Source organism: Thiobacillus denitrificans DSM 12475 (assembly GCF_000376425.1).
Taxonomy (GTDB): domain Bacteria; phylum Pseudomonadota; class Gammaproteobacteria; order Burkholderiales; family Thiobacillaceae; genus Thiobacillus; species Thiobacillus denitrificans.
This window is the reverse complement of sequence record NZ_AQWL01000005.1, coordinates 130,671-147,279: the sequence shown is the minus strand read 5'-3', so window position 1 is coordinate 147,279 and position 16,609 is coordinate 130,671. Positions and strand designations below refer to the sequence as shown.

At 66.0% G+C, this 16,609-nt stretch carries 19 protein-coding genes; 7 read left to right on the top strand and 12 right to left on the bottom strand.

Annotated features, from left to right (window positions below; all coding sequences use genetic code 11):
- The first annotated feature begins 2 nt into the window (after window positions 1-2).
- From B059_RS0109585 to B059_RS0109565, 5 genes are all read left to right on the top strand, one after another.
- The gene (locus B059_RS0109585) at window positions 3-305 is read left to right on the top strand and encodes a MoaD/ThiS family protein (protein WP_018078032.1); all 303 of its coding nucleotides are present in this window, start codon (window positions 3-5) and stop codon (window positions 303-305) included.
- Window positions 306-442: 137 nt separating this feature from the next.
- On the top strand, window positions 443-817 hold the full coding sequence (locus B059_RS0109580) for a YciI family protein (RefSeq protein WP_018078031.1): 375 nt from the start codon (window positions 443-445) through the stop codon (window positions 815-817).
- A 116-nt stretch (window positions 818-933) separates the two neighbouring features.
- On the top strand, window positions 934-1,422 hold the full coding sequence (locus tag B059_RS0109575) for a VOC family protein (RefSeq protein ID WP_018078030.1): 489 nt from the start codon (window positions 934-936) through the stop codon (window positions 1,420-1,422).
- Window positions 1,423-1,441: 19 nt separating this feature from the next.
- Window positions 1,442-1,843 carry a VOC family protein gene (locus B059_RS0109570; RefSeq protein ID WP_018078029.1) on the top strand — a complete coding sequence of 134 codons (402 nt, stop codon included), beginning with the start codon at window positions 1,442-1,444 and terminating at the stop codon, window positions 1,841-1,843.
- Window positions 1,844-1,943: 100 nt separating this feature from the next.
- Window positions 1,944-3,230, top strand: a complete 1,287-nt coding sequence (locus B059_RS0109565; RefSeq protein ID WP_018078028.1) for an RNA polymerase sigma factor — start codon at window positions 1,944-1,946, stop codon at window positions 3,228-3,230.
- A gap of 259 nt (window positions 3,231-3,489) precedes the next feature.
- Here B059_RS0109565 and minE read toward each other — a convergent pair whose 3' ends face one another.
- From minE to B059_RS0109515, 9 genes are all read right to left on the bottom strand, one after another.
- Window positions 3,490-3,744 (bottom strand): cell division topological specificity factor MinE, encoded by a 255-nt coding sequence (gene minE, locus B059_RS0109560; RefSeq protein WP_018078027.1) that lies wholly within the window; start codon window positions 3,742-3,744, stop codon window positions 3,490-3,492.
- A 1-nt stretch (window position 3,745) separates the two neighbouring features.
- Window positions 3,746-4,561, bottom strand: coding sequence for a septum site-determining protein MinD (gene minD, locus B059_RS0109555; protein ID WP_018078026.1), 816 nt, complete (start codon window positions 4,559-4,561; stop codon window positions 3,746-3,748).
- Window positions 4,562-4,585: 24 nt separating this feature from the next.
- Window positions 4,586-5,335: a septum site-determining protein MinC gene (gene minC / locus B059_RS0109550; protein WP_018078025.1), complete on the bottom strand. Its 750-nt coding sequence runs from the start codon at window positions 5,333-5,335 to the stop codon at window positions 4,586-4,588.
- Window positions 5,336-5,483: 148 nt separating this feature from the next.
- Window positions 5,484-6,047: a universal stress protein gene (locus B059_RS0109545; protein ID WP_245538770.1), complete on the bottom strand. Its 564-nt coding sequence runs from the start codon at window positions 6,045-6,047 to the stop codon at window positions 5,484-5,486.
- A gap of 79 nt (window positions 6,048-6,126) precedes the next feature.
- The gene (locus B059_RS0109540) at window positions 6,127-6,924 is read right to left on the bottom strand and encodes an ABC transporter ATP-binding protein (protein ID WP_018078023.1); all 798 of its coding nucleotides are present in this window, start codon (window positions 6,922-6,924) and stop codon (window positions 6,127-6,129) included.
- 82 nt (window positions 6,925-7,006) lie between these two features.
- Window positions 7,007-7,912: a nitrate ABC transporter permease gene (gene ntrB / locus B059_RS0109535; RefSeq protein ID WP_038058482.1), complete on the bottom strand. Its 906-nt coding sequence runs from the start codon at window positions 7,910-7,912 to the stop codon at window positions 7,007-7,009.
- A gap of 45 nt (window positions 7,913-7,957) precedes the next feature.
- Entirely contained in the window at window positions 7,958-9,175 is a 1,218-nt protein-coding gene (locus B059_RS0109530) for a CmpA/NrtA family ABC transporter substrate-binding protein (protein ID WP_211206895.1), read from the bottom strand.
- A 308-nt stretch (window positions 9,176-9,483) separates the two neighbouring features.
- A complete protein-coding gene (locus B059_RS0109520; protein ID WP_018078019.1) occupies window positions 9,484-10,068 on the bottom strand; it encodes an ANTAR domain-containing response regulator in 585 nt (194 codons plus the stop codon).
- Between the two features lie 442 nt (window positions 10,069-10,510).
- Window positions 10,511-11,305, bottom strand: coding sequence for a dienelactone hydrolase family protein (locus B059_RS0109515; protein ID WP_018078018.1), 795 nt, complete (start codon window positions 11,303-11,305; stop codon window positions 10,511-10,513).
- Between the two features lie 141 nt (window positions 11,306-11,446).
- Here B059_RS0109515 and B059_RS0109510 point away from each other — a divergent pair, with 141 nt between their 5' ends.
- Window positions 11,447-12,199: an energy transducer TonB gene (locus B059_RS0109510; RefSeq protein WP_018078017.1), complete on the top strand. Its 753-nt coding sequence runs from the start codon at window positions 11,447-11,449 to the stop codon at window positions 12,197-12,199.
- A gap of 17 nt (window positions 12,200-12,216) precedes the next feature.
- On the opposite strand, the gene cueR is transcribed toward B059_RS0109510, so the two are convergent.
- From cueR to B059_RS0109495, 3 genes are all read right to left on the bottom strand, one after another.
- Window positions 12,217-12,609 carry a Cu(I)-responsive transcriptional regulator gene (cueR, locus tag B059_RS0109505; RefSeq protein ID WP_018078016.1) on the bottom strand — a complete coding sequence of 131 codons (393 nt, stop codon included), beginning with the start codon at window positions 12,607-12,609 and terminating at the stop codon, window positions 12,217-12,219.
- Complete coding sequence (locus tag B059_RS0109500) at window positions 12,606-14,993, bottom strand: heavy metal translocating P-type ATPase (RefSeq protein ID WP_018078015.1); 2,388 nt, start codon at window positions 14,991-14,993, stop codon at window positions 12,606-12,608. Before B059_RS0109500 ends, cueR begins: the two co-directional genes overlap by 4 nt.
- A 174-nt stretch (window positions 14,994-15,167) precedes the next feature.
- Window positions 15,168-15,902: a Crp/Fnr family transcriptional regulator gene (locus B059_RS0109495; RefSeq protein ID WP_018078014.1), complete on the bottom strand. Its 735-nt coding sequence runs from the start codon at window positions 15,900-15,902 to the stop codon at window positions 15,168-15,170.
- 124 nt (window positions 15,903-16,026) lie between these two features.
- Here B059_RS0109495 and B059_RS0109490 point away from each other — a divergent pair, with 124 nt between their 5' ends.
- A complete protein-coding gene (locus tag B059_RS0109490) occupies window positions 16,027-16,443 on the top strand; it encodes a BLUF domain-containing protein (RefSeq protein WP_018078013.1) in 417 nt (138 codons plus the stop codon).
- Window positions 16,444-16,609: the final 166 nt, after the last annotated feature.

Here is a 16,609-nt window from a genome sequence, read left to right as displayed (position 1 = left end):
TCATGGCCACGGTGCGCGTCATCCTGCCGTATCACCTGTACACGCTGGCGCATAGCGATGCCGAGCTCGACCTCGACGTCGCTGGCCCGGTGACGCTTGCCGCCGTACTCGATGCACTCGAAGCGGCCTACCCCATGCTCGCCGGTGCCGTGCGCGACCGCGCGACGGGACAGCGCCGTCCGCTGGTGCGTTTCTATGCCTGCCAGGACGATTGCTCGAACCTGGCGATGAAGGCGCTGCTGCCCGAAGCCGTCGCCACAGGCAGAGAGCCGCTGGTCATCGTCGGCGCCATTGCGGGCGGATAAGACAGGGAACCTGCCTTGTTGCGTCGGGAAAGAAAGAAATGAAACCGCGATCCAACCCATCCGAAATGCTGCCGATCCAGCTTTTCGAGCAATAGAAAGACTGGGCCGATTGGCTGACTGAAAACCACGGAGCGAGCATGAAATTCATTTGCCTGATCTGCGCCGAGCAGATGATGGAAGACCTGGAGCCCGCCGACCGGGCGGCGCATTTCGGCGACTACCTGGCCTTCACCGAGGCGATCAAACGCGAGGGCCATTTCGTTTCCGGCAACCGCTTGCTGCCCGCCGCGACCGCGAAAACCGTGCGCGTGCGCGAAGGCCGCGTAAGCGTGACCGACGGCCCTTTCGCAGAAACCCGCGAGCTGCTGGGTGGCTACTACCTGATCGACGCGCCTGACATGGACGCCGCGCTCGCCATCGCCGCGCGCATCCCGGGTGCGCAGCGCGGCTGCGTCGAAGTCCGCCCCGTCGCGGACGATCCGCAGACGCAGGCGCTGGGGCTGGAGGCCTGACGGCCGGCGGCGGGCCGGAAATATTCCAGGTCGGGCCGGAGCGCCATGTCGATCTGCGGGCCCGCCAGCCGTCGTATAGTTGACGGGCTGTTCCGTCGCCTTCTTCAGGAGCCCCCATGCCAACCATCACGCCCTTTCTCTGGTTCGACGGCGCGGCCGAGGCAGCCGCCGAGCACTACGTTTCAATCTTCCCCAACTCGCGCATCGTCCAGATCACGCGCTACAGCGAAGCGGGCCGGGAACAGCACGGTCAACCCCCCGGGACGGCGATGACGGTCGAATTCGAACTCGACGGCCAGCGTTTCACCGCGCTCAACGGCGGGCTGCATTTCAAGTTCAGCCCGGCGGTGTCTTTCGTCGTACATTGCAAGACGCAGGCCGAGGTCGATCATTATTGGGAAGAATTCGGCGCAGACGGGCCGGTGGAAGCGCAGCAGTGCGGCTGGCTCACCGACCGCTACGGCCTGTCGTGGCAGATCGTGCCGGATCGGCTGATCGACCTCATCACCGATCCGGACCCCGGCCGTGCCGACCGCGCAATGGTGGCGATGATGGGCATGAAGAAACTCGACATCGCCGCGCTCGAACGCGCGGCGGCAGGCTGAGCACTGAGGCGCGCACATCATGGTCAAGCAAATCTTCGTCAACCTGCCTGTCGCCGATCTGAACGCATCCATCGCCTTCTTCACCCGGCTGGGCTTTACCTTCAATCCGGAATTCACCGACGACACCGCCACCTGCATGATCGTCGGCGAGAACATCTACGCCATGCTGCTCACGAATGAACGCTTTGCCGGCTTCGCCCCGAATCCGCCTGCCGACGCGCGTGCCGCCACCGAGGTGCTGCTGGCGCTGCAACTCGACAGCCGCGCGGCGGTGGATGCGATGGTCAAGGAAGCCGTGGCCGCCGGCGGCAACACCTACAGCGTGCCGCAGGATCACGGCTTCATGTACCAGCATGGCTTCCAGGACCGGGACGGACACGTCTGGGAGGTGTTTCAGATGAATTCCCCGCCGGAAGGCTGAGATGGCCGGGAGCGATGGCGATGACACCTCTCGGCTCAGGACGGACGGATTTCCGGCACATGCTTTGGCGAGCCGTTGACCCCATGGCGAGCGCGGCACGATGAGCGCACCCCGCAGCGCGGTCGGCGACACGCTCGCGGCGATCTGGCACATCGAATCGGCCAGGGTCGTCGCCGCCGTCGCGCGGATCACGCGCGACCTGGGGCTGGCGGAGGAATGCGCGCAGGATGCGCTGGTGGTGGCGCTGGAACACTGGCCGACTGGGGGCTTGCCCGACAATCCCGCGGCCTGGCTGACCACGGCGGCGAAACGGCGCGCGCTGGACGTGCTGCGCCATCGCGCGCAGGCCGCGCCCAAGCACGCGGAACTCGCCGTCGAAATCGACACGCAGCATGCGATCTGCGAAGCCGACTTCGCCGAAGCGGTGGACGCTGCGCTCGACGACGACATCGGCGATGGCCTGCTTGCACTCGTCTTCACTGCCTGCCATCCCCTGTTGTCGCCCGAGGCGCGCGCGGCGCTGACCCTGAAGGTGGTCGGCGGCCTGTCGGTGGAGGAGATCGCGCGCGCCTATCTCAAGCCACCCGCCACCATCGCGCAGCGCATCGTGCGCGCCAAGCGCACGCTGGCCGAAGCGCGCGTGCCCTTCGAGATGCCGCGCGGCACCGAACTGCACGCGCGGTTGCCGTCGGTGCTGGAGGTGCTCTACCTGATTTTCAACGAGGGCTACGCCGCCACGGCTGGCGACGACTGGACGCGCCCCGCGCTGTGCGAGGAGGCGCAGCGTCTGGCGCGTGCACTCGCGAGCCGGCTGCCCGGGGTCGCCGAGGTGCATGGCCTGCTCGCCCTGATGGAAATCCAGGCTTCGCGGCTCGCCGCGCGCGTCGACGCCCACGGCGATCCTGTCCTGCTGCTGGAGCAGGATCGCAGCCACTGGGACCGGCTGCTGATCCGGCGCGGGCTGGCGGCGCTGGATCACGCGCGGTCCTTGCCGGGGCCGCTGGGCGCCTACACCCTGCAGGCCGCCATCGCTGCCTGCCATGCCCAGGCCGGCACCGCCGCCGATACCGACTGGACACGCATCGCCGCGCTTTACGACGCCCTGGCGCAGGTCGCGCCTTCGCCTGTGGTGGCGCTCAACCGCGCCGTCGCCGTCGGCATGGCCTTCGGCCCGGCGGCGGGGCTGGAACTGGTCGAGATGCTCGTTGGCGAACCCGCGCTCAAGGACTATCACCTCCTGCCGGCGGTGCGCGGCGATTTGCTGGCGAAGCTGGATCGGATCGAGGAGGCGCGCGCCGAATTCGCGCGTGCCGCGCAGTTGGCGCAGAACGCGCGGGAGCGGGCGCTGCTGCTGGTCCGGGCGGCAGGGGGGAAGGGTAAGCAGTGAACAATATTTCCAGCAGCACGAACATGCGATCGTCCGCTTGCACGAAGGCGTGCATCCTGGAATGGGCTCTGGCGTGGCCGATGCCGGCGTTGGTGAGCGAGTCGGACGCGAAAACCAGTCCGCTGTCGGTCTTGTGGCGACGCAGTAAGCCATGGCATGGGGAATTTCCATGAGCCGGCCTTTATCCTGCCTGCATTCCGCTCCCGACTCGGGCGCCGCCGGAACGGGCGCCCCGCGAGGGCGCCCGGGTAGCGCGGGCTCAGTGTCCCTCGGGCAGCACGATGTTGACTTCCAGTACTTCGTAATTGCCCTGTTTCTCGAGCCCCACCTTGATGTCGTCGGGGTTGACCGGGAAGTATTTGGAAATCACCGCGACCAGATCCTTCTGCAGGTCGGGCAGGAAATCCGGTCCGGACAGGCTCGCGCGCTCGTGCGCGATGATGAGTTGTAGGCGCTCTTTGGCGACCGAGGCGGTGGCTTTCTTTTCGCCGAATATGAGGGAGAGCCAGGACATGTCACTTGCCTCCGAACAGACGTTTGATCAGGCCCGGCTTTTCGTACTCGACGAAACGCAGTGGGTGTTCCTCGCCGAGAAAACGGCCGATCGTATCCTGGTAGGCGTCGGCGACCGGCGTGTCTTTCTGATGGATGGCCGGGATGCCCTGGTTGGACGCCTGCAGCACCGCCTCGGATTCGGGGATCACGCCCAACAGCGGAATCCGCAGCAGTTCCTGGATGTCGGTGTAGGTCAGCATCTCGCCATCGTGCGCGCGCTTGGGCGAATAGCGCGTGACCAGCAGGTGTTCCTGCACCGGTTCGCGGCCTTCGATGGCGCGGCGGCTCTTCGACTGGATGATGCCGAGGATGCGGTCGGAGTCGCGCACCGACGAGACTTCCGGGTTGGTGACGACGATCGCCACGTCGGCGAAGGTCAGCGCCACCACCGCGCCGTGTTCGATGCCGGCGGGCGAGTCGCAGACGACGTAGTCGAATCCCTGATGCGCCAGTTCCTGCAGTACCTTTTCCACGCCCTCCTCGGTCAGGGCGTCCTTGTCGCGCGTCTGCGAGGCGGGCAGCACGAACAGGTTGTCGGCGTGCTTGTCCTTGATCAGCGCCTGGTGCAGGTTGGCGTCGCCCTGGATGACGTTGACGAAGTCGTACACCACGCGGCGCTCGCAGCCCATGATGAGGTCGAGATTCCTCAGGCCGACGTCGAAATCGATCACGGCCGTCTTGAAGCCGCGCAGGGCCAGGCCGCTGGCGATCGAGGCGCTGGTGGTGGTCTTGCCGACGCCGCCCTTGCCTGAGGTGACAGTGATGATGGTGGTCACGGAGCTTCCTTTTTTGCTGGGGGGTTAGAGAGGTTCGATGACGATCTGGCTGGCATCGGCCAGGCGGATTTGCGCGGGTTTGCACGCCACGGCGGCATCCGGCGCAGATTCAAAGGTGCGGTAGACGCCGGCGATCGAGACCAGTTCGGCCTCGAGATGGGTGGTGAAGATGCGCGCCGAGGTGTCGCCGCGCGCGCCGGCGAGGGCCCGGCCCTTGAGCGGCGCATAGACGTGGATGCTGCCGTCGGCGATCACTTCCGCGCCGGGGTTGACCGCGGCCAGCACCACGATGTCGCCGCCCGCCGCATACACCCGCTGGCCCGAGCGCAGCGGCTTGTCGATGATGCGGGTGGGGGCGGTGGCAGAAACGGCGGCGGGTTCCGGGGTGGCCTCGGGTTGCGGCGCGGACGGCGCGTCGACCGGCGCAGCCGCCGGCGTGGGCGCGACATCGTTGAGCACCAGCAACCCGGCCTGCGCGGCGGCGGCGGCCAGTTCGGGCGACGCATTCTGCACTGCGAACGGGTTCAGTCCCCGGTTTTTCAGTTCCTGCGCCAGCCAGGTCCAGTCGGGCGATGCCGCATCGGCCGGCAGACGGCCGCACTCGAATACCGCCGCCTCGCCACCGAAGAAATCCGGCGTCGCGGCGAACAGCGTGGTGAGGTGCGTGTTCAGCGCAGCATGTTCGGCGCTGTTGAGGATGACTTGTATCCCGGCAAGCCGCGTGGTTTTCAGTTCCAGCGCGGGCGCAGGGCGGGGCTCACGTCGGCGCGGCATGGCAGGCAGGGCGGGGAGAATTCACGAAACAGGCGGATAGAAAGCAACCCCGAGAGTCTAGCCGCACCTGCATGGCGGGGCAAGGCGCGCTGCCCCGCCCGCGTGTTCGGGCGGTTCGGCAAGCCGGCCGCCAGGCGATGGGAAACGCCTATTTGCCAGGGATCAGCAAAACAGGTTTGACGGCAAGACGTGCGGTCCCCTCGGCAACGCTGCCGAGTAACAGGCGCGTCAGTCCGCGGCGGCCATGGGTACCGATGACGATGAGATCGGCCGGCCAGGCTTCCGCATCGTTGGCAATCGCCTCGGATACCCGCTGATTCATGGTCTCGATCTGGATGAGATGCGTTTCAACCGCAACCCCGGCAGCCGTCGCGGCCGTTTCTGCCCGGCCCAGGATAGACTGCCCGTTTCTGGCGATGCCCTCCAGCATGGCGGGCTGGTCGATAAATTCGGCGCCAAAATTGTTGATGTTCGTGGCATCGATCACGTGCACGATCCGCAGGCTGGCGTGCTGTTCGGATGCAAGCCCGATGGCAGCCTGCAGCGCAAGATCGCTGGTTTCGCTCGCATCCACTGCCACCAGAATTCGATTGAACATGATGTCTCCTTGAAAAGATGCCACGCCGGGAAGCCGTGCCGGCAACCGGACGTCAATTGAAATATAGACGCTGGCGCCGGAGTGAGGCGGCAAGATGAACGCCATGCCGTTCATACGGCGCCGCCGGGGCAGTGCGGAATCGATCTGTTCACGACGCAGCGGGTAGCCGCGACGAGCGCAGGCGTACAGGGGTTCAGGCTGCTTCTTGCGGCCGCATCTGCCGGCGGTAGAGGAATTCCAGCACCTGGCTGCGCAGTGCGGAGTAGTGCGGGTCGTGCGCCAGCTGCAGGCGCTCGCGCGGCCGTGGCAGATCGACGCCGAGGATTTCGCCGATGGTGGCGGCCGGGCCGTTGGTCATCATCACGATGCGGTCGGACAGCAATACCGCCTCGTCGACATCGTGGGTCACCATGATGACGGTACTTTCTGTCGCCGCGACGATCTTCATCAGTTCGTCCTGCAGGTGGGCGCGGGTCAGCGCGTCGAGCGCGCCGAAGGGCTCGTCCATCAACAGCACTTTCGGTTCCATCGCCAGCGCGCGGGCAATGCCGACGCGCTGCTTCATGCCGCCGGAGATCTCGCCCGGCAGCTTGGCCGCGGCATGGCCCAGACCCACCAGATCGAGTGCGGCGCGGGTACGCGCCTTCAGTTGCGCGCGGGTTTCGCGGCCGCCGAACACTTTTTCCACCGCCAGATGGACGTTCTCGAATGCGGTGAGCCATGGCAGCAGCGAATGATTCTGGAATACCACCGCGCGTTCCGGTCCCGGCCCCTTGATCTCCTTGTTGGCGAGCAGCAGCACGCCGTCGCTGGCGTCGAGCAGGCCCGCCACCAGATTGAGTAGGGTCGACTTGCCGCAGCCGGAGTGGCCGATCAGTGTGATGAATTCGCCCTGCCCGACGTTGAGGTTGATGCCGGTCAGTGCGGTGAAGCGGCCTTTCCTGGTGCTGAACACCATGCCGGCGTTTTCGATCTGGACGTAGTTTTGCATGTTGAATTCTCCTTAGGATCTAGGGGCCAGGAGTTAGGGATTAAGGGGGGTGCGGCTACGCCGCGCCACATCCCCTGGCCCCTTACTCGTAGCTAAACCGCTTCGCGACCAGCATCAGCCCCTGCTCCAGCAGCAGCCCGACGATACCGACGACGAAGATGGCGATGATGATGTGAGCGACGTTGAGGTTGTTCCATTCGTCCCACACCCAGAAGCCGATGCCGACGCCGCCGGTGAGCATCTCGGCGGCGACGATGACCAGCCAGGCGACGCCGATCGACAGGCGCACGCCGGTCAGTACGTAGGGCAGCACGGCCGGGAACAGGATGCGGGTGAAGACCTTCAGCTCCGACAGGTTGAGCACACGCGCGACGTTCATGTAGTCCTGCGGGATGCGCTGCACCCCGGCGGCGGTGTTCAGGACCATCGGCCAGATACTGGAAATGAAAATCACCCAGATCGATGCCGGCTCGGCTTTCTGCAGAACCAGCAGGCCGATCGGCAGCCAGGCCAGCGGCGACACCGGCCGCAGGATGCCGATGATGGGCGAGAGCATCTGGTTGAGGAAGGCAAAGCGGCCGATCATGAAACCGAGCGGAATGCCGGCGGCGGCCGCAAGGCCGAAGCCGATGCCGACGCGGGTCAGCGAATTGAGGATGTTCCAGCCGATCCCCTGATCGTTGGGGCCGTTGTCGTAGAAGGGGTCGGAAAACAGCGCGATTGCCGCCCCCCAGGTTTCGGCCGGGCCGGGTATCTTGCCGCCGGTATTGGCGATCAGCGCCCACAATGCGACGAACAGCGCGATGCCGAGCACGGGCGGGATGGCGTTCCTGAACAGATTCAGCGTGCCTTCGAGGAAGCGCTTGCCCGATTCGGTTTCGAAATAGGGCGTGCGCCGGGTGGGTGCTGCCGGCGTGGGGATGACCTCGGTTTCCGGGGCATCCATCACCACGGATAGACTTCGGTCATTCAATGTGACTGTGTTCATGCAGGTTCTCCTTGTGCCCCGGCCATGCCGGGGTGCGCATACTGATTAGGCTTTGATCTTGAAACTGTCGGCGTAGGCCTTGGGATTCCTGCCGTCCCACACCACGCCGTCGATCAGCTTCGAGGTGCGCATGCCGGACTCCGGCAGCGGCGTCTTCGTCATCGCAGCGGCCTGCTTGTACACGTCGATGCGGTTGACCTTCTTCGCCACCGCCAGATAGTCAGGATGCGCCTTCAGCAGGCCCCAGCGCTTGTGCTGGGTGAGGAACCACATGCCGTCGGACAGGTAGGGGAAACCGACCTGACCGCCGTTGAAGAACTTCATGTGGTTCGGGTCGGCCCACTTCCTGCCGTTGCCGTTGTCGTAGCGGCCGAGCATGCGGTCCTCGATCGAGTCGAAATCGGTGTTGACGTAGGACTTGGCGGCGATCACCTTCGCGACTTCGGAGCGGTTCCTCATGTCGTCGATGTACTTCGACGCATCGAGGATCGCGGCGACCATCGCCCGCGCCGTGTTGGGGTATTTCTCGACGAAGTCGGCGGTGGTACCGAGCACCTTCTCCGGATGGTCTTTCCAGATGTCCTGCGTGGTGACCGCGGTGAAGCCGATGTTGTCGCGGATCGCGCGTGCACCCCAGGGCTCGCCGACGCAGAAACCGTCCATGTTGCCGACCCGCATGTTGGCGACCATCTGCGGCGGCGGCACGACGATGTTCCTGACGTCGCGGAACGGATCGATACCGTGGGCGGCCAGCCAGTAGTACAGCCACATCGCATGGGTGCCGGTAGGGAAGGTCTGGGCGAAGGTGTATTGGCGCGGCTCGACCTTCACCAGCCTGGCGAGCGAGGCGCCGTCGCTCACCCCCTTGTCCTTCAGTTGTTTCGACAGCGTGATCGCCTGGCCGTTGTGGTTGATCGTGGCGAGCACCGCCATGTCCTTCTTCGGCCCGCCGATGCCGAGCTGCACGCCGTAGATCAGGCCGTACAGCACATGGGAAGCGTCGAGTTCGCCGTTCACCAGCTTGTCGCGCACCGCTGCCCACGAGGCTTCCTTGCTGGGCGTGATGGTGAGGCCGTATTTCCGGTCGAAGCCCTTCACCGAGGCCATCACCACCGACGCGCAATCGGTCAGCGGGATGAAGCCGACGCTGAGCCTGGGTTTCTCCGGCGCGTCGGAGCCGGCGGCCCAGGCGCCGCTGCGCACGCCGGGCGGCAGCATGGCCATGAGAGCGGCGGCGACGGAAAGCCCGGTGGTTTTTTTCATGAAATCACGCCTGCCCGGGTCCTGTATGAGTGGCTTGTCCTGGGTGTCGCTCACGGTGCGTTCTCCAAATAAAAAAAGGCGTCGCCTTCGGGGCGGACGCCTTTGTCCAAGAATGAATACATCACGGTCACGTTGAAAGCCACATCGTTGCGACTGTTCAGTCGGGGTATAGCAACCGCTGTGCCAGAGCCACGGATGCCTTGCGTTTTCTGGCTGGGAGGGCTTTCCGTTGTCTGGCGGCCTGACCGGCACGTTGCGAGTGCGCACCTATGCAGTGCACATTCGCGCCGCCCTGCACCAAACAGGCCCTAGGTTTTTTGCAGGATCTGGCGCGCGATGTCTGCCAGCTTCATGCCGCGATCCATCGCCGCGCGCCGCATCTCGCGATACACCTCGGGTTCCGCTGCGCCGGTCTGCCTGATCAGCCGTGCCTTGGCCTGATCGATCAGCCTGCGTTCGGCCAGCTCGAGGCGGGTCTGCTCAAGTTCGCCGTGCAATGCCTGGAAGGCTTCGAAGCGCGATACCGCGACGTCGAGGATGGGACGGATGCGTGCCGGGTCGAGCCCGTCGACCACGTAGGAGGTCACCCCGGCCTGGGTTGCCGCGCGGATCGATTCCGCGCTGCCGTCGCCGGTGAACATCACGATCGGCCGTGGACAGTCCCGGTTCGCCACGCAGAGGTGCGCCAGCGTGTCGCGGCCGGGCGAGTCCTGCACGATGAGCACCACGTCCGGGCGCAGGCTCCGGATCTGCGCATCCAGGTTGTGCACCGAATCGAGGGTGGCCGCGACCACGCAGCCCGCCGCCTCGAGCGCCGGTACCAGCATCGCCAGTCGCTCGGACTGGTTTTCGATAATCAGTACACGCAGGGTCTTGATTTTCCGTCCCCTCAAAAAAAGGCGACCTCCGCAGAGGCCGCAATGCCGGAGGAGACTGCCTGGGTGTGGCTGTGGCCGGCAGGTCGGCTTGAGCGCGTGGTTGTTGCCGTATCCGCAGATTGACAACCATGGCCTGCTCTCTACGCGGAGAGCGCCCCGGTCTTGCGATCTGGATAGACAATCGGGATAGAGCAGGGGGCGTGCCAGTTGATGGAACGCTTGATAATCAGACGCCTGCCGGTTTTCCGGCCGCGTGGCGCCGGGCCGGGCGCCACACTTGTGGTGCATGGAACGGGAAATCGGGACCAAAACGGGGCGTCACCCCCTGGTGAATTTCCCCGGCAAGACAGGAAAAGTGACGGACCACCGGGCTCCTCCCGGCCAGCGGTCAGCCGTTCGGCAAAGGTTTAACCATCGGGCGTGTTTGTCGTCATGTGCCTCGCAACGACGGCAGGGTTCACTTGCACTCCATCTGCGGCGTCAGCTTCATCCACTGCGCCAGCCAGGTCTTCGCCCGTTCGCGCGCATGGCGCGTTGCAATCTTTTCCTCCGGCGTCTGGTCGGGGCGGAAGTCGAACGCGCGCCGCGCCATCGGGTATTCCTGCCATTCCACCGGCACGCCGCGCTCCCACAGCGCATAGAACGCGCGTCCGCCGTTCATGCGGCGCAGTTCGTAATCGTCGTCGCCGATCAGGAACAGCATGGGGGTGGTGAGCTGCGTGATCTCGGGCGCGATGCGGAACAGCTGGTCGGGTTCCGGTGCATTGGGGTTCTGCATATGGCCGTAGTAGCTGACGATGGCAGCGATGTCGGGACCGCGCCTGGCGGCGAGACGAATGGCATAGTAGGGGCCGCGCGACAGGCCGACGATGCCGACCGGCTGCTTGCAGGCGTTGGGCAGCGACTTCAGATAGTCGAGTCCCGCTTCCACATCCATTTCGGTTTCCGGGTTGTGTGCGGAGGGCCAGCGCTCGATGAAACGGCCGCTCTGCCAGTCGGGCGCGACGACCAGGAAGCCCTGCTCGGCGAGTTCGCGCACGTGCGCGCGCTCGTCGCCTTCGTAGCCGCGCTTGGCGTGGATGAACAGCACCGGCGGGAACGGGCCCTTGCCGGCGGGGGTGGCGATTTCGACCGGCACGTCGGAACCGTCGGCGGCCTGGATGGTGGTCTTACTCAGTTCGACGGCGTTGGCGAAGGCCGGCGCGCCCAGCGCCGATGCTAAGATGGCGCCCGCGATGACGAGTCTTTTCATGGTCTTCTCCTGGTGTTTTTCTGGCCACCATTCTAGGCCAGTGCCCCCGGTTTGCCGGGCGGTCAAAAAGTACCCGGGGGGGGGTGCACACCCCCCCGGGCATGAATACCCCGAAGGGCATGAATACCCTGGCAGGTTCCGATGCCGGTGAACGCTTCCTTCGACGAACCGGTGATCCCGCCCCGGCTGCAGCGGCCGCTGGTGGCGGTGTGGATTTCGCTGGGCCTGCATGCGGCGCTGATTGCGCTGGTACAGGTGGCGCCGCCGTCTGCGGTGAGCCTGGGCGAGCCGGTGATCGAGGCGCGGCTGGAGTCGCCGCACACCGCATTGCCTGCCGCGGAGGTGCCGCAACGCACGCCTGCAGCGGAAACGCCGGGCGACTCCGCGCCGGATGCGCCCCCGCTTGCGCCGGGCGAGACGGCGCAGGCGCTGCCGGTGGCCGAGCCGGCAGCGCCGCCTCCGGTGCCTCCCGCGCCGACTGCCGCCGAAGTGCCGCCGGCCGCGCCCGCCACGCTCCAGCCTGATCCGGCGTCGCCGGCCACTTCCGCGCCGCTGCCGGGCGTGACGATCACCAGTCCGGTCGATCTCACCTACTACGGCGCGCGCGACGTCGATGTGCCTCCGCGTGCCTTGCGCGAGATCGTGCCGGATTATCCTGACGCCGCCGACCGTCAGCGGCTGTCCGGCAAGGTGCGGCTGCAACTGAAGCTGGAAGCCGATGGCCGCGTCAGCGATGTCGATGTCGTGAGCGCCGTCCCGCCCGGCACATTCGAAGCGTCTGCGTTGAAGGCGTTCAGCGACGCCCGCTTTGCCCCGGCGCAAAAGGACGGCCGCCCGGTGCGCGCGCGGGTGCTGATCGAGGTGGAGTACGACTGGGAAGGGCGGCCGCGGTAATCAGCGGCACGGCGCGTTCAGGTGGCGTCGGCGATGCCCTGCAGAATGGGGCAGTCGGGGCGGTGGTCGCCATGGCAGGCCTGCGCGAGCGTGGTCAGGGTGGTGCGCATCTCGCTCAGCGCCGCGATGCGGGTGTCGAGATCGGCGATATGCGCTTCGGCCAGGCGCTTGACGTCGGCGCTGGCACGCCCGGGATCGTCCCATAGCGACAGCAGCTGACCGATCTGGTCGAGCGAAAACCCGAGATCGCGCGCGCGGCGGATGAAGCGCAGCAAGTGGACGTCGCGTTCGTGATATTGCCGGTAGCCCGCCTGGGTGCGGCTGCTGGTGCGGATGAGGCCGATGCGCTCGTAATGGCGGATCATCTTGGCCGACACGTCGCTGGCCCGGGCGGCGTCGCCTATGTTCATCGCGCGTCCCCGGCAGGGCGCCAGCGCCGCAGCAGCAGCGCGTTGCTCACTACGCTGACGCTGGAGAATGCCATCGCCGCGCCGGCGATGACCGGGTTCAGCAGGCCCGCCGCGGCGAGCGGAATGCCGACCACGTTGTAGACGAAGGCCCAGAACAGGTTCTGCCGGATCTTGCTGTAGGTGCGTCGGGAAATGTCGATGGCGTCGGACACCAGCGCCGGGTTGCCACGCATCAGGGTGATGCCGGCGGTATGCATGGCGACGTCGCTGCCGGAGGACATGGCGATGCCGACGTCGGCGGCGGCGAGCGCCGGGGCGTCGTTGATGCCGTCGCCGACCATCGCCACCGTCCTGCCCGCGGTCTTGAGCTGGCCGACGTGCGCGGCCTTGTCCGCCGGCAGCACTTCGGCCAGCACGCTGTCGATGCCGAGCGCATGGGCCGCCACCCCGGCGGCGCCGTGATTGTCGCCGCTGAGCATGACGGTGGCGATGCCTTGTGCCTTGAGGCGTGCCACGCCTGCGGCGGCAGTGGGCTTGATGGCGTCGCCGAAGGCCAGCACGCCCAGTGCGCGGCGGTCGCTGGCGCGCGCCAGCCACGACACGGTGCGGCCTGCGGCCTGCAGTTCGGCCGCGGCGGCATCGAGCGCTGCGGTGGCGACCTCGTTCTCGGTCATCAGGCGGCGATTGCCCAGCCAGTATTCCGTGCCGCCGACTTCGCCGGCAATGCCGCGCCCCGGCAGCGCCTGCTGTGCGCGCGCCAGCAGGGGTGTACCAGCGGAAGCGGCGTGCTTCGCCAGCACCGCGCGCGCCAGCGGGTGCTCGCTGCCTGCCTGCAGCCCGGCGGCGATGGCCAATACCTCGCTTTCGTCGTGGCCGTCCGCAGCCAGGCAGGCCACTACGTGCGGGGTGCCGTCGGTGAGGGTGCCGGTCTTGTCGAACACCACGGTGTTGACCTTGTGCGCCAGTTCCAGCGCTTCGGCGTCCTTGATCAGGATGCCGTGGCGCGCGGCGACGCCGGTGCCTGCCATGATGGCGGTGGGGGTGGCCAGGCCGAGCGCGCAGGGACAGGCGATCACCAGCACCGCGACGGCGTTGAGGATGGCCTGTTCGGCGTCGCCGCCCAGCGCCCACCAGCCGGCAAAGGTGAGCAATGCGATTCCCATCACCACCGGCACGAACACCGCGCTCACCTTGTCCACCAGGCGCTGGATCGGCGCCTTGGCGGCCTGCGCGTTTTCCACCATATGGATGATGCGCGCCAGCGTGGTCTCCGTTCCCACCGCCGTGGTGCGTGCGAGCAGCACGCCGTGCGCGTTGATGGCGCCGCCGGTCACCGTATCGCCCGGCTGCTTGTCGGCCGGCAGAGACTCGCCGGTGAGCATGGATTCGTCGATCTGGCTTTCGCCTTCGATCACCTCGCCGTCGACCGGCACCCGTTCGCCGGGGCGGATCACCACCAGATCGCCCACCCGGATCGCGTCGATCGGCATGTCGCGGTCGACGCCGTCGAGGCGCACCCGCGCGGTGGCCGGGCGCAGGGCCTGCAGGGCGCGGATGGCTTCGGTGGTCTGGCGTTTGGCGCGCGCCTCCAGCCATTTGCCCAGCAGCACCAGGCTGATCACCACCGCCGAGGCTTCGAAATACAGGTGCATGGCGTCGGCCTCGGTGAGCAGCAGGTACACGCTCAAGCCATAAGCCGCGCTGGTGCCGACGGCCACCAGCAGGTCCATGTTGCCGCTGCCGGCGCGCAGCGCCTTCCAGCCGGCGCGATAGAAACGCGCGCCAAGCCAGAACTGCACCGGCGTCGCCAGCGCCATCTGCAGCCAGCCCGGCAGCATCCAGTGCACGCCGAACAGGCTGCCGAGCATGGGCGCGGCCAGTGGCAGCGATAGCGCTATCGCCAGTGCCACCGGCCACCAGTCGGGCAGGGCGCGCGCCGGGGCGGCCGGACTGGCGCTTGCCGTCTGCGGCAGTTGCGCGCCATAGCCGGCGCGCTCCACCGCGGCGATCAGCGCGGCGGCTGAGGTGCCCTGCGCCACCTCGACCACCGCCTGCTCGGTAGCCAGGTTGACGCTGGCATCGAGTACGCCGGGTACTTTGCCAAGCGCCTTTTCCACCCGCGCCGAGCAACTCGCGCAGGTCATGCCGGTGATGTCGAAGGTCAGCGACTCGGTCGGCACGCTGAAGCCGGCTTGCTCGATGGCGCGCTGAACCGAAGTTGCATCGGTCGCACCCGTGATCGTCGCGGTTTCGGTCGCCAGATTCACCGTAGCGCCCGTCACGCCTGGCAGCTGCTTGAGCACTTTTTCAACGCGTGTCGCACAACTGGCACAGGTCATGCCCTGGATGCCGACGGCAAGTGGGGAGGCGTTGGAAGTGTTCATCATGGATTACCGATTGAGACAGATGCCGACAACATAAACCTTACCATCATGGGAGAGTCAAGTGAGGCATTCAAGTTCCCGCATGAAGCAGGAGGTTCCCGGATTTCCGCCCGAATCGACCGTGGGCCGGAGCGTGAGCCCTGCAGGGTGGACAGGCTGAATGGACCGCGGCGCTCAGATCAGGGGATGGGCGCGCAGCGGCCATGCGGGGTAGTCGGCCAGGCGTGCCATCGCAGCCGGATTCACCAGCTTCAACCGGCCCTCGGCCAGGGTAAAGAATCCGCTTTTTTGCAGACGTTTCAGCGTCTTGTTGGTATGCACCAGTGAAAGACCGAGGGCGTCGGCAATGTGCTGCTGGGTAAGCGGAAAGTCCAGGTCGTCCGACCCGGCCAGACCGACACGCTCGGCGCGCTTGTACAGGTGGATCAGCAGCATCGCGATACGCTCGGTCGCCGAGCGCCGGCCCACGGACAGCAGGTTTGCGTCGACGATCCGTTCCTCGTGGGCACACAGCCGGGTGAGGTCCAATCCCAGGGCAGGATGGGTGCGATACAGATCCCATACCCCATCGCGTGGAAAAACGCATAGCGTGAGGTCGGTCAGCGCTTCGACGCCGTGCTGCGAAGCTTCCTCAAGCTGATGCTGCAGGCCGATGAAGTCGCCCGGCAGGAGGAAATTGAAAATCTGGTGCCGCCCGTCGCTCAGCGACCCGTAGCGGAACGCCCAGCCCGACAGCACGGTGTAAAGCTGCTTGCCGTCGTCGCCTTCATGCAGAAAGATGGTGCCGGCCTTGACGTTGACTTGGTGAGCCAGTATTCCCTGGATGAAGTCGATTTCCTCGTCGGAATAGGGGGAAAACGCGTGCGTGCCGCGTAACGGACACTGTCTGCAGGATATCGGCAAATTCATGGCGGCTCGCAATCAGTCACATTTCCCATAGTAGCGAACAGGTTGTGACGTTTATGTCTTTTTGCATTGTGTCAATGAGAATTTAAGACTAATTTAGCGGGTCTCAACATGGCGGGAGGCGCCGATGCCTGTGCGGGAACGCTTCCAATTGCTCTACATCAGCCGCCTTTCCCCCGCGACCACACCGGCCTGCGTGGCCGAAATTGTCCGTACTGCGCGTCAGCGCAACCAGGCGCGCGGAATTGGCAGCCTGCTTGTGTTCGACGGGTTGCGGTTCTGCCAGTATCTTGAAGGCGACGCCGTGGCAGTGGGCGCCCTGGTCGAGCGGATCCACGCAGACCCCAGGCACGACGATTTCAGTTTGCTGCATCAGGGCCCTTTGAGCGGCCCGTCGCTGCTCAAAGGGCGGAATTTCATTTACGCCCTGTGCTACGACGATAGCCTGGATAGCGTCGAGCAGACCCGCGGCACGCATGCGCTCGACCTGCTTGCCGGCTTGCTGAAGACATTCGACCAGGATCCCGCGCTCCCGGGCGAATAACGCCTGTCCCACGCTGTTTCGGATTATTCCTACGCGAATCCGCCGCTGGCTCCGACTGTAGGGTCGCTGCCGCTCACTCACAATGCTTCCCTCAGGCCCGGTCTTCGACTGCTTGGCCACCCGTCTGATCGCGGCGGATGGTGTGCCTGCCACGCAAGGCATCCGT